Below are 12,698 nucleotides of genomic sequence, written 5' to 3'. Positions count from 1 at the left end.
TTTTATGTCGTTGATTTTATTGACTTTGTTTTGATACAAACGAAAATATTGATTTACATTCCATTTAACTGAGACATTCAAGCGTGCATTTGACCGCTTATCAGCGCTGCGAGCATTCCGGATTCGAAACCTCGACTTGATTGCCGCTTTCGTTTCCCGTGCTGATCGATCCGGCGAAGCAACAACGAAAAAAGGCGCCCTGGGGCGCCTTCGTACGTGAGGAGAGGGGCAGGCTTCTGAAGAGGGCCCTGACGGATCAGGGCCAAGCCAATCTTTGCGGAGAGAGAGAGCCGCTGTTCGCCCAGGTCAGAAATCGTATGAAGCCGTCAGCCGGACAGTGCGTGGCGCCGTGAAGTAGCTGCCCATGCCGTAGGTGTTGGAGACCGTGTCCGGCCCGGTCTGGTAGGTGGCGATCGACTGCATCGGCCGCCGCTGGTTGAGCACGTTGAAGACGTTCAACCCGAAGCCAAGCCGGTTGTCAGCAGACGCGGGACGGTACATCACGCCCATGTCCAGCCGCGTGGTCCACGGCTGCCGGCCGGCATCACCCGGACGCGATGGCTGGCCGTTGCAGTAGTGGTAGGCCGAGTTGTAGCCACTGATGGGAGAACTCTGGTCACTGCCGTAGAAGCCCAGGCAGTTCTTTGGCATGCCCGACATCACCAGCAACGTGGCCGATGCTGTCCACTCGTCGCTGATCTGGTAGGCACCGAAAGCTTTCAGCTGGTGCCGGCGATCATTGGCGAGGTAGCCACCGGCGTACTCCATCAGCGCAGCGGCGTCCCAGTCCTGGGTCTTGGAGACATCGCTCTGCCCGATGTCCGACCTGACCTGCCCTTCGGTATTGCCGAAGCTCCGCGACCAGGTGTAGTCGAGGCGGCCATACCAGCGGTCTGCCATGGGATGCTCGATGAACAGATCAAGTGCGACGTACTCGCGCTTGGCCTTCTTCCCGCCATAGCCCCAGTCCGCTCCGCCCATGCTGACCGGTGTGTAGCCGGAGCCATCCTTATGGCGCACCTGGAAGGTGTTGGTCTGGCCGGGGTTGAAGATCACGCAGCCGGGCAGTTCGTAGGCATCGGGATCCAGCCCCATACCGGTCAGGCGGTCAACGAAGCGGTCCGAATCACAGGTGTCATCGATGGCCGACTGCAGGCGTCGGTAGGTCACCTTGGCACCACTGTTCCACTGGCTTCCCAATGTCTTCTCAAAGCCCAGGATCAGCTCGTCCTGGTACTGCGAACGCAGATCGGTGGGGGCAACCGAACGCGGATCAGGCGCCTGGCCATACTCCTTGTTGGCCGACACCGGCCCATCGCCCAGGGGCGCAAGGCCGGTCGGGTTGCCATTGGCATCGATGCCGGTATAGGTGAAGTATTCGCGCGTGTAGGTCGATGCAGAAGCGCCGCGGATGGCCACGCTGTTGGGCAGCGCCAGGTAGTAGCGGCCCAGGTTGGCAAACACCTTCAGCGAGGCGTCGCCGAACACATCCCAGCTGGCGCCCAGGCGCGGCGCCCACTGGTCACCGCTTTCCACATAGGCGGCGCCGTCACTGTTGTAGTTGGTGAAGCGGTCATTGCGCAGGCCCAGGGTCAGCAGCCAGTCGGGGGTCAGCTGCCAGCGGTCCTCCAGGTAGTAGGCTTTCTGCTTCACCGACATGCTGGTCGTGGTGGAGAAGATGTACTTCTGCACGAAGTAGCCATCGCCTCCAGGCGGCGCGATGCCGAAGCCGGGGCTGGGCGATGCGCCGGGATTGCCGCGGGAGTAGATCCAGGCATGGCCGGGGCCGGTCATGGACTGGCCCTCGTTGTTCGCTCGATAGGTCATGTTGTCGATGCCGGCAGTCAGTTCGTGATTGCCGACGCGGTACTGCAGGTCCATGCGCAGCCCCTGCGTGGTGCTGCCAGCATCACGCGCCTTGCTGTAAAGGGCCGGCTGATCGTTTCGCACCGGCGTCCCGCCATTGAGCGACGGATCCTGATTGCCGGCGCCACTGATGAACGGATTGCCCGATTCCAGCGGATTGAACTCCAGGTTGCCGGTGCGGGTGCGCCCCCATACGGTGCTGAAGGTCAGCGCATCGTTGAGATAGCCGGTGTACTTGAAGATGTCGGCGTCGGTGGTCGTCTTGCGGATGTTGGGGAAGGTGCCGGTGCGATCACCTTCGGTCAGCGTCTCATAGTCGAAAGCGGTGTGGTGACCACTGGTACGGTCCGTGTCCTGGAACCGGGTGTATTCCAGCGTATTGCTGTCATTGATGTTCCAATCGACCTTGCCGTAGACCTTCGGCGTATCGACGCGGTAGTGGTTGCGCACCTGCAGCGCGGCGGCCTCGTTGGCGGTCGCAACACCTTTGCGGCGGTTGGCCTCCGCCGCCAGGTGGACGAACAGCCGATCCTCGATCAGCGGGCCGCTGACGTAGCCGCTGACGTAGCCGCTGTAGCTGGTGCGGGTTTCCTTGTCGTCGCGTCGATAGCGGTACAGGGTGCCGGGCTTGCTCTCGTTCTCATAGCCATAGCCTTCCGGCAGGGTCATGTCGGGGTAATCCACCGACGCGGGTGCCTCCGCCAGCCCAGCCGGTGTCCAGGTGACCTGCGCACCAAACCGCCACTGGTTGGTGCCGCGCTTGCCAAGCTGGTTGATCACCCCGCCGGTGGAACGCCCATAGGCGGCGCCGTAGCCACCGGTGAAGGTTTCCTGCTGGTCGATGGAGCCGTAAGGCAGGCTCACGCCGCCCAGGTAGTTGAGCGGATTGGTGACGTTGAATCCATTGAGGTAGTAGGCGTTTTCGGTGACGCTGGCACCGCCGAACGACAGCACGGAGCGCGAGCCATTGGAGAAGGCACCGCTGCCGGCAACCACGCCCGGCGCCAACAGCGCGATGGCTTCAGCGCTGCGCCCCAGCGGCAGCACGTCCAGCTGCTCGGACGTGATGACCGACTTGGAGACGGTGTGGCTCACATCGATCTTCGGCAGGTTCGCCGCCGTGACGTTGACCGCTTCCAGCGTGGTGGCTGGGCCATGTGCAGCGAAGCTCACTTCGGTGCCGGAGCCCACGCGCAGCTGGATGTCGTTCTGCTGTTCGATGATGCGGCCATCGCGCTGCAGGCTGATGCTGTAGCGACCGACCGGCAGCGCGCCGAAGCTGTAGCGCCCCTGCGCATCGATGGTGGCCGTGCGCCTGAGGCCACTGTCGCTCAGGGCGACGACGGTCGCGCCTTCGGAACCGGCGGCGGTGCCCTGCAGCGTGCCGGTGGTGCTCTGTGCAGCAGCGCTGCCGACGATGGAAAACAACACTGCCGAAAGTGCGCTGCGCTTCAGCGCGCGGTGTGCGGATGCAAATGCCATGAAGCTCTCTCCGGTGATGGAACTGCCGGGAAGTTATAGGCACGTGTGTGTGCGTCGCGGCAGTGCTGCAACGTGCGATAACTTGCATTGATCCTGATGCCGCACGCACGGACACGCGAACTGAAAATCACGCTACGCACGTTGAACCAAGGCATTTCAGCGAACGACCGGCGCTGCCTCCACGGAGTTCACGCCACATAAAGTGGGGCGATATACGTCACGCCATCGACACTGCAACGCCACGACCAAGGCCTGAAGCGACAACTGTTCATTCCGATTCCGACACATCCACTGCATGCCCGTATGCAACAAGGTCCATCATGCAGGCGCCAACGTTCCCCTGTAATGCACGATGCGCCCCACCAGCGGCGCACCGATCTCCACGTCAAATACGAAGCGTCCATCCACCTCGTACTCGAAACTCTGGTCTCCCGGCAGCAGCGCGCGCGGCAACGGAATGCCCAGCACCGACCAGCGGCGCGGCACCAGCTGCAGGCGTCCGCCATCCACCACAACCGCCAGGGCCACCGACACCGCACCGAAGCGCTCGACCAGCAGCGCTTCGTCGCGGCCACGCCCCTCGGTCTGCAGCGAAGAGAAGCGGCGGCCGGCAAACGTGCGCGTCCAGCGTTCGCCACCGGCTTCAGCTGCGAACGCGACGCTGACCGGCACCTGCTCGCCCGCCGCCGGGAATCCAAAGACGGCGCCGAGCAGCCGCGACAGCAGTCCACTGCCCCGCTGCACCTGCGCCCTGCCCTGCCAGCACCGCGCGGCCCCCGGCGCATGCAATCCCTGCACGGCTGCAGGCAGGTGCGCATAGGCGTCGCCCAGCACGCGCTGGTACAGGCTGGCACCGGGCATGTCGTGGCGGAAGCCGGTATGGATGGTGCGGCCCGCGAACAGCTGGTCGTAGTCGGACAGTTCCAGCGCATGGGTGGCCGGTCGCGCTCCCGGCGCCGGCCGCTCGCCCTTGAGCTGCTTGCGGATGAGCGCCTCGATGGCCATCGATGGAATATAGGGACCGTCATCTGCCTCGGCCAGCAGGTGCCAGCTCTGCTGTACCGGTGCGCCATCGCGGGTGCCCACTGCGCGCACGATCATGCCGCCGCGGTGTTCGCCGAACTTCATCAGGTTCAGCACGGTGTAGAACAACGGGGACAACGGTTCCAGCGACGGCAGCCGCAGGTGCTGGCGGGCCTTGGCCAGCAGGTTGAGCACGCGGTGCAGGATTTCCGGCACCGGGCCGGCGCCGATCCAGATGTCGCGGAGAGTGGGGTGTTCCGGTGGCAGCACCTGCAGGTCAGGCACGTCCACCAGCGAGAAATGCAGGTTGCGCAGCGGTATCCGCCCCGGCACCGCCACGGTGAAGCGGCGGCTTTCGGCCAGGCCCACGCCGTGGCCATCACGCCCGCCGCGACGCAGCTTCACCGGTGACCCGGCATAACCGACCACCGCGCGCATCACGTTCAGGCCGATGCCGGCATAGGGCGACGGTGCGATACCGCCTTCCACGCTGAGGATGTCCATGCGCGTGGCCATCACCCGCAGCACGGCGGCGGTCAGCACCGGGAAGCTGCTGACCCCGGACAGCACGTAGACGCCTGCCGCGCGCGCCTGCGCGTCGAACTGCGAGACACCGAACACGAAGTCGGCGGCGTCGGCGAAATCCAGATAATCGATGCCGGCGGCGATGCAGGCCTCGATGGCGGCGTAGCGCTGGCTGCCGTAGTCCTGGAAGGGACCGGACGCATCGACCACGAGGGCTGGCCGTTCGGCCAGCAGGGTCGACGCCAGGTCCTGCCGGTCAACCCGCAGGGGCCGCACGGTGGATTCCCCCCGATAGTCGGTGCAGAACGCCTCTGCCGCCGCCAAGGTGCGCCCGGCCACCAGCAGCTCCAGCTGTGGCAGGTCCGCCAGCAGCCGTACCAACCGCCCTCCAAACACGCCATATCCGCCCAGGATCAGGATCTTCACGCATCGTCCTTGTTGTGCTGCCGTGGATGGAAACCGCTCAGCCGCGCCATGGTAGCGCGGTCCTGCAGCGCAGCACGATCCCGCATTAACACCGGCCGTGCTATCGCTGCCGCTTCGCCCGCTGCGGAGCCGATCATGGCCATCAGGAACCTCATCTGCGTGTGGTACGACACGCAGGCACTGGACGCCGCCACGTTCTACGCCAGCACCTTTCCCGACAGTGCAGTGACCGCCGTGCACCACGCGCCCGGCGACTACCCTGCCGGCCAGGAAGGCGCGGTGCTCACCGTCGAATTCACTGTCTGCGGGGTGGCCTGCGTCGGCCTCAATGGCGGCCCCGCGTTCAGGCACAACGAGGCGTTCTCGTTCCAGATCCAGACCGAGGACCAGGCGCAAACCGACCGGCTGTGGAACGCGATCGTCGGCAACGGGGGCCAGGAAAGCGACTGTGGCTGGTGCAAGGACCGCTGGGGGGTGTCCTGGCAGATCAGCCCGCGCATGTTGATAGAAGCGGTGACCAGCACGGACAAGGCGCTGGCCAAGCGCGCCTTCAACGCGATGATGCCAATGAAGAAGATCGACATCGCCACCATCGCCGCCGCCATCCAAAAAGGGGACGGAGGGGATTAAGTCGCGTCCGCCCTCCCCGTGTCACACAGCAAGCGCTTTGCGACTTAATCCCCTCCGTCCCCTTTTTTGAGAGGTGCTGATGACCTGGGATGCGATCATCGTCGGCGGTGGCCACAACGGGCTGGTGTGCGCGGCCTACCTGGCGAAGGCCGGAAAGAAGGTGCTGGTGCTCGAGCGGCGCGGCGTGCTCGGCGGCGCGGCGGTCACCGAGGAATTCCATTCCGGTTTCCGCAATTCGGTGGCCTCCTACACCGTCTCGCTGCTGCAGCCGAAGGTGATCGACGACCTGCAGCTGCACGCGCATGGGCTACGCATCATCAACCGGCCGGCCAACAACTTCCTGCCGCTGGACGACGGTCGCTACCTGCTGTCGGCACCGGGCCGCACCCAGGCCGAGGTCGCGAAATTTTCCGGGCGCGATGCTCAGCGGCTGCCCGAGTACGAGGCTCGGCTGGAAATCTTCGCTGACGTACTGCGCGCGTGGGCGCTGCGAGCGCCGCCGGACCTCGGCGTGGCCGGGGGATGGCGTACCCTGCCGGCGCTGTGGCAGATGGGGCGCCTGGGCCGCGAACTGGCCACGCTGGATGCTTCGCTGCGGCAGGAACTGCTGGACCTGTTCACGCTGTCGGCCGCCGAGTACCTGGACCGCTGGTTCGAGAGCGAGCCGATCAAGGCGCTGTTCGGGTTCGACGGCATCGTCGGCAACTTCGCCAGCCCGTACACGCCAGGCAGCGCCTATGTGCTGCTGCACCACGTGTTCGGCCAGTGCAACGGGGTGAAAGGTGCCTGGGGCCACGCCATCGGTGGCATGGGCGCGATCAGCCAGGCCATCGCTGCGGCGGCGCGCGAGGCCGGTGCCGAGCTGCGGGTGGATGCGGGCGTGCGGCGCCTGCTGGTCGAGCAGGGGCGCGTGGCCGGTGTGGAGCTGAGCAGCGGCGACACCCTGCGCGCTCGTGCGGTGGTCGCCAACGTCAATCCCAAGCTGCTGTACGAACAACTGCTGGACCCAACGCAGGTGCCGTCGGCGACGCGTGAGCGGATGGCGCAGTGGCGCTGCGGCTCGGGTACATTCCGGATGAACGTGGCACTGTCGCAGCTGCCGGATTTCCGCGCCCTGCCCGGCCCCGGTGACCACCTCAGCGCCGGCATCATCATGGCGCCCAGCCTGGACTACATGGACCGCGCGTGGCTGGATGCGCGGCGCGATGGATGGTCGCGCGAACCGATCGTGGAGATGCTGATCCCCAGCACGCTGGACGATTCGCTGGCGCCGCCCAGGCAGCATGTGGCCAGCCTGTTCTGCCAGCATGTGGCACCGGTGCTGCCCGGCGGGCGGCATTGGGATGACCATCGGGAGGACGTTGCCGACCTGATGATCGCCACCGTCGACCGCCATGCGCCAGGCTTCGCTGCCAGCGTGCTGGGCCGGCAGGTGCTGTCACCACTGGATCTGGAGCGGACCTTCGGCCTGGTCGGCGGCGACATCTTCCACGGCGCTCTCAGTGCCAACCAGCTGTTCTCGGCGCGACCGATGGTCGGACAGGCCGGCTATCGCGGTGCGCTGCCTGGGCTGTATCTGTGTGGTTCGGGCACGCATCCCGGTGGTGGGGTAACAGGGGCGCCCGGGCACAATGCCGCGCAGGTGGTGTTGCAGGATGGGTAGGTGCATGCAAAGCGTGCCGACCAACGGTCGGCACCTACCCGCGTCAGATGATCCTGCGGATCATTTGACGCTGCGCAAATGGTTCGGGCGTTTGCGTGGGCCGGGCGGGCCGGGTGGGCGTCGCTTGTTGAAGGGCGGTTCCCCGCGCCAGTAGCGGATCAGCAGCCAGCCGAACAGCATGCCGCCCAGGTGGGCCAGATGAGCGACGCCCGGCTCCCAGCCGGTCATGGCCATGACGATTTCCGTCACGCCCAGCAGGATCACGAAGGTACGCACGGTCATCGTGATGGGCGGGAACATCAGCCGGATGACCTGCTTGCCGAAGATCATGCCGTAGGCCAGCAGCAGGCCAAAGATGCCGCCCGACGCGCCCAGCACGGTGGCAGGGTTGTCCAGCAGGGTACCCACCAGCAACTGGCAGAGACCGGCACCGGCCACGCACACCAGGTAGTAGGCCAGGAAGCGCTTTTCACCCCACACCTGCTCCAGCGGCGAGCCCAGCATGAAAAGCAGCATCATGTTGAAGAACAGGTGGCCGAAGCCTGCATGCAGGAAGCCGTACGTCAGCAACTGCCACGGCTGGAAGTTGCTGCCCGGCGAGAACGCATCGAAACCCTGCTGCAGAGGCTGCAGCATGAACGGTTCGAAGGTCTGCATGCCGAGCAGGAACGGCTGCTGCAGCAGGAACAGGATCACGTTGGCAATCAGCAGCGCCTTGGTGACAGGGGTCAGTCGCGGGAACATGGCAGCACCTGCATGGAACGGTCTCCATCATAGCCGCAGCACCACGGCAACGTGGCGACCGCCCTGTCCGCTCCATTCAGTCGCCGCAGGCGATCAACCCGGCCCCCAGATCGCCGCGTCCAGTGCGGCCGCCGGGTCGCTGGCAGGCATGCGCACCCGGCCATTCTCGACCACCACGCCTTCGGCACGCAGGCGCTGCGACTGCTCGCGCCAGCCCGCCGAGCCTTCGGCCATGGCGATGCGCCCGTCCGAGCGCAGCACGCGATGCCACGGCAGGTCGGGATCTTCGTTCTGGCCAAGGATGCGCGCGGTGAGACGTGCGCGCCCGGGCAGGCCGGCGCGCATGGCCACCTGGCCATAGCCCAGCACCTGCCCTGGGGGGATCGCGCGGATTACCGCCAGGATGCGGTCACGCGCCTGTTCCGGCGTCAGCGCCGCAGGCGGGTCACCAGCAGTACGCCGATCAGCACCAGCACGGTGCCGGCGATCTGCGCCGGCCCCATCGGCTCGTCGAGCAGCCATAGACTCATCACGATGGTGGAAACCGGGCCCAGCATACCCACCTGCGCGGCCAGCGACGAGCCGACACGCTGCACCGCCAGCATGATCGCCAGCACTGGCAGCACGGTGCACACCGTGGCGTTGACCAGCGACAGCCACTGCACCGGCGCTGGTGCCTGCCACAGCAGCGGCAGTGGATGGGTAATGGTGAAATGCAGCAGCACCAGCACGCTGGCCACGCAGCTGGCGTAGGCGGTCAGGCGTACCGCGCCGATACGCGCGACCACCTGGCCGCTGCCGAACAGGTACAGCGCGTAGCTGAGCGCGCTGCCCAGCACCAGCAGGCTGCCGACGATGATCTGCCCGCCCTCGCGCTGCAGGTCATGACCGAAGGCCAGCAGCACGCCCAGGTAGCTCAGCACCAGCGCTGCCACCTGCCAGCGGCCCGGGCGCTGCCGCGCCAGCAGGACGTTGATCAGCAGCACCAGGGTCGGGTTCAAGTACAGGATCAGCCGTTCCAGGGTCACGCTGATGTACTGCAGGCCCTGGAAATCGAGCAGGCTGGACAGGTAGTAGCCGGTGAAACCCAGCCACAGCACGCGCGCCCGGTCGGCCCAGGACAGCGGTTCGGCACGCCGCGCCGACCACAGGGCCATCAGCACGAACAGCGGCAGCGCCATCACCATGCGCAGGGCCAGCAGCGTGGTGGCATCGACGCCGTGGCGCAGGCCCAGCTTGACGATGATGGCCTTGCCGGACGCGGCGACGGCACCGACCGCAGCCAGGCCGATGCCGCCCAGGGCAATGCGCGGGGAGGCCGTAGCGATGCGGGAGGATGGGCTGGACATCAGGACGACGGCAGGCCGCAGGGCGCGGCCACGGGGTATGGGGGAACGCGCATTGTCGCATGCTGGCGCGCGATGCCCTGTAGCGCCGAGCCTACGCTCGGCTTCGCGGTGCCCGTCCGAAGAAAGCCGAGCATGGGCTCGGCTCTACAGAAAACGCCGGTCAGCGCATCAGCACCACTTCCTCGGCCGAGGTCGGGTGGATGGCCACGGTATCGTCGAACTGGGCCTTGGTCGCCCCCATCTTCACCGCCACCGCGAAGCCCTGCAGGATCTCGTCGGCCGCTTCGCCCAGCAGGTGGATGCCCACCACGCGCTCGTCAGCACCGGCGCAGACCATCTTGAACAGGCTGCGCTGGGTGCCATTGGCAAGCGCCTGCAGCATCGGGCGGAAGCGGCTGTGGTAGACCGTCACCTGGTCGAAACAGGCACGCGCTTCTTCCTCGCTCATGCCCACCGCGCCCAGCGGCGGGTGCGAGAACACCACGCTGGCCACGTTGCTGTAATCCATCTTCGCCCCAGGGCGGCCACCGAACAGGCGGTCCATCAGGCGCCGTGCCGCGGCCACCGCGACCGGGGTCAGGCCGACCTTGCCGGCAATGTCACCCACCGCATGCACGCTGGGCACCGCCGTGGTCTGCCACTCATCCACCTCCACCTGCTGGTGTTCGCCGATGCCGATGCCCAGCGCTTCCAGGCCGAGGTCGCGGCTGTTGCCACGGCGGCCGGTGGCGAAGAACACTGCATCGAACACGCTGTCCAGCGGGCCGTCATGGCCGAACGCGCGCACGCGCCCGCCGTCGCGCTGCAGTTCACGCAGGCGGTAGTCGAAATGGATGCGCACGCCCTGCTGTTTCAGGTTCTCGGCCAGCTGGTCGGTCAGTTCGTGGTCGAAACGCTCCAGCAGCCGGTTGCCGCGCACCAGCAGGCTGACCCTGCTGCCCAGCGCCTGCAGCAGCCCGGCCAGTTCCACCGCGATGTAACCGCCACCGATGATCGCCACCTCGGCCGGCGCACTGCGCAGGTCGAAGAAATCATCGGAGACCAGGCCCAGCTCCGCGCCGGGAATATCCGGGCGCTGCGGGTGCGCACCGGTGGCGATGAGGATGTGGCCGGCGCTGTAGCGCACGCCATCGCTGCAGGCCACGGTGTGCGCGTCGACCAGGTGGCCGCGCGCGGGGATGCGCACCACGCCGGTCTCGTCCAGGCGCTTGTGGTAGCTGGTGTGGATGTTGCTGATGTAGGCCTGGCGATGGATCACCAGCTCCTTCCACGACAGCGCCGGGCGTGCCGGCACATCAAAGCCCATCGCGCTGGCCAGGCCGATGCGCTCGTGCAGGTCGGCGGCCAGCCACATCGCCTTCTTCGGCACGCAGCCAACGTTGACGCAGGTACCACCCAGTGCGCCCGGTTCCAGCAGCGCCACCCGCTTGCCATGCTGCGCCGCGCGGATGGCGCCGGCCAGGCCAGCCGAACCGCCGCCCAGGACGATCAGGTCGTAGTCAAAGGATGCAGTGCTCATCGGAATCGCTCAAAGAAGGAAAGTCGTGGTTCCACGCGCTGCGTGGAGGCCGCCGCCGTCGTGGAGTAGATCCACGCCATGCGTGGATGGCACCGTTCGCTGCAGGCGAGCATGCCATCACCGCTACGCAGCGCAGCGTGAGCAGCGCGGACTGGCATCATCCCTGCCCACGCTCGCGACGCATCGGCGGCCATTGCCGGTAGGTCATCGCACGCCACAGCCATTCCATCGGGCCGAAGCGGAAGCGCTGCAGCCACAGCTGCGAGATGCCCACCTGCAGGGTGAACAGGGACAGCGCGAACACCAGCTGCCACGCGCGCGGCATCAGATCGAACCAGCCCAGCCCGTAGTGGTTGAACAGCCAGGTACAGACCAGCGACTGCGCCAGGTAGTGGGTCAGAGCCATCCGTCCTGCCGGTGCAAGCCAACCCAGCCGCGCGCGCCAATGCACGATCCAGGCAAGGTAGCCCAGGCACATCGGCACGGCGCCAACCGACACGAGTGCCATCGCCGCGGTGGTTTCAAAGGTGTACTCACCGGGTGCCAGATACGGCTTCCACAGCACCCCGCCAAGGGTGACCAGCAGGCCCAGCGGCAAAGCGATCCAGCGCAGGCCGGCATACAGCCGCGGGAAACGCTCCGGTTCGGCCAGCGCCCCGCTGCCCGCGAACCAGCTGCCGATCAGAAACATGCCCAGCACTTCCGGCCCGGTGATCACCAGCGCGCCCAGCGAGGCACCCAACTCCTGCAGGCGCTGCACGTTGCCCTGCATCCACGTGCCCTGCCCGTACACCAGCCGCTGCTGCTCGATGCCCTGCTGCGCGTCGATCACCATCTTCTGCAGGTCCTGCGCCGGCAACAGCGTCACCATCGCGCCAATCAGCAGCAGCATTGCCACGCCGGCCAGATAGACCACGCCCCCCATCCAGGGCAGCCAGCTGCGCGGCGCTTCGCGGCAGGCCAGCAGCGGCAGCGATACCAGCGCATACAGCACCAGGATGTCGCCGGACCAGACCAGCAGCGCGTGGCACAGGCCGATCAGCGCCAGGCCGAGGCTGCGCCGCAGGTAGAACGGGCCAAAATCGCGCCCGGCCGCCTCTGCGCGCTGTGCCATCACCGCAAAGCCGGCCCCGAACAGCAGCGAGAAGAGGGTGAAGAACTTGCCCTGCACGAAGATGTAGACGAAGGCATCGGCCAGGTAATCCAGACCGTGCCAGCGCGCGTCGATCCCGGTGAAAGCCAGGTCCAGTGGCCCGCTGAGGGCCTCGATGTTCATCAGCAGGATGCCCAGCAGGGCCATCCCGCGCAGCACGTCCAGCACCGCGATGCGTTCGCCGGAAGCCACCGGCTGCAGGGAAAGGGAAGCGGCGTTCACGGGGCATCCGGCGGGCAGGTCCGTCATTATGCCGCCGCCCTGCCTGCCATGGACGGCCGCGCCCTGTTCCAGAAATGCAACGGCCCGCCGAAGCGG

Annotated in this window: 9 protein-coding genes; 2 read left to right on the top strand and 7 right to left on the bottom strand. The window is 66.5% G+C overall.

Annotated elements, in window-relative coordinates; genetic code table 11:
* Nucleotides 1–306: 306 nt before the first annotated feature.
* Both VER16_RS09240 and VER16_RS09235 read right to left on the bottom strand, forming a co-directional pair.
* On the bottom strand, nucleotides 307–3,348 hold the full coding sequence (locus VER16_RS09240) for a TonB-dependent receptor (protein WP_324807418.1): 3,042 nt from the start codon (nucleotides 3,346–3,348) through the stop codon (nucleotides 307–309).
* Nucleotides 3,349–3,666: 318 nt separating this feature from the next.
* The gene (locus VER16_RS09235) at nucleotides 3,667–5,322 is read right to left on the bottom strand and encodes an SDR family oxidoreductase (RefSeq protein ID WP_324807417.1); all 1,656 of its coding nucleotides are present in this window, start codon (nucleotides 5,320–5,322) and stop codon (nucleotides 3,667–3,669) included.
* A 135-nt stretch (nucleotides 5,323–5,457) separates the two neighbouring features.
* Between VER16_RS09235 and VER16_RS09230 the strand changes: the two genes are divergently transcribed.
* Both VER16_RS09230 and VER16_RS09225 read left to right on the top strand, forming a co-directional pair.
* Complete coding sequence (locus VER16_RS09230) at nucleotides 5,458–5,952, top strand: VOC family protein (protein ID WP_324807415.1); 495 nt, start codon at nucleotides 5,458–5,460, stop codon at nucleotides 5,950–5,952.
* Between the two features lie 79 nt (nucleotides 5,953–6,031).
* Complete coding sequence (locus tag VER16_RS09225) at nucleotides 6,032–7,615, top strand: NAD(P)/FAD-dependent oxidoreductase (RefSeq protein ID WP_324807413.1); 1,584 nt, start codon at nucleotides 6,032–6,034, stop codon at nucleotides 7,613–7,615.
* A gap of 60 nt (nucleotides 7,616–7,675) precedes the next feature.
* On the opposite strand, the gene VER16_RS09220 is transcribed toward VER16_RS09225, so the two are convergent.
* The 5 genes from VER16_RS09220 to VER16_RS09200 form a co-directional block, all read right to left on the bottom strand.
* Entirely contained in the window at nucleotides 7,676–8,359 is a 684-nt protein-coding gene (locus tag VER16_RS09220) for a rhomboid family intramembrane serine protease (protein ID WP_324807411.1), read from the bottom strand.
* Between the two features lie 93 nt (nucleotides 8,360–8,452).
* Nucleotides 8,453–8,791, bottom strand: a complete 339-nt coding sequence (locus tag VER16_RS09215; protein ID WP_254051438.1) for an MGMT family protein — start codon at nucleotides 8,789–8,791, stop codon at nucleotides 8,453–8,455.
* Complete coding sequence (locus tag VER16_RS09210; protein WP_324807409.1) at nucleotides 8,788–9,708, bottom strand: DMT family transporter; 921 nt, start codon at nucleotides 9,706–9,708, stop codon at nucleotides 8,788–8,790. Before VER16_RS09210 ends, VER16_RS09215 begins: the two co-directional genes overlap by 4 nt.
* 160 nt (nucleotides 9,709–9,868) lie before the next feature.
* Nucleotides 9,869–11,227: a glutathione-disulfide reductase gene (gorA, locus tag VER16_RS09205; RefSeq protein ID WP_324807407.1), complete on the bottom strand. Its 1,359-nt coding sequence runs from the start codon at nucleotides 11,225–11,227 to the stop codon at nucleotides 9,869–9,871.
* Nucleotides 11,228–11,384: 157 nt separating this feature from the next.
* Nucleotides 11,385–12,629, bottom strand: coding sequence for a DUF418 domain-containing protein (locus tag VER16_RS09200; protein WP_324807405.1), 1,245 nt, complete (start codon nucleotides 12,627–12,629; stop codon nucleotides 11,385–11,387).
* Nucleotides 12,630–12,698 lie beyond the last annotated feature (69 nt).

Origin of the sequence: Stenotrophomonas sp., from assembly GCF_035634915.1 — a bacterium.
Taxonomy (GTDB): domain Bacteria; phylum Pseudomonadota; class Gammaproteobacteria; order Xanthomonadales; family Xanthomonadaceae; genus Stenotrophomonas.
This window is presented reverse-complemented; position numbering and strand designations above follow the sequence as displayed.

What these genes read in the sequence shown, in the direction of transcription:
- VER16_RS09240 (WP_324807418.1), bottom strand. Translation starts at nt 3,348, where the DNA reads ATGGCATTTGCATCCGCACACCGCGCGCTGAAGCGCAGCGCACTTTCG.
- VER16_RS09230 (WP_324807415.1), top strand. Translation starts at nt 5,458, where the DNA reads ATGGCCATCAGGAACCTCATCTGCGTGTGGTACGACACGCAGGCACTG.
- VER16_RS09225 (WP_324807413.1), top strand. Translation starts at nt 6,032, where the DNA reads ATGACCTGGGATGCGATCATCGTCGGCGGTGGCCACAACGGGCTGGTG.
- VER16_RS09220 (WP_324807411.1), bottom strand. Translation starts at nt 8,359, where the DNA reads ATGTTCCCGCGACTGACCCCTGTCACCAAGGCGCTGCTGATTGCCAAC.
- VER16_RS09210 (WP_324807409.1), bottom strand. Translation starts at nt 9,708, where the DNA reads ATGTCCAGCCCATCCTCCCGCATCGCTACGGCCTCCCCGCGCATTGCC.
- gorA (WP_324807407.1), bottom strand. Translation starts at nt 11,227, where the DNA reads ATGAGCACTGCATCCTTTGACTACGACCTGATCGTCCTGGGCGGCGGT.
- VER16_RS09200 (WP_324807405.1), bottom strand. Translation starts at nt 12,629, where the DNA reads ATGACGGACCTGCCCGCCGGATGCCCCGTGAACGCCGCTTCCCTTTCC.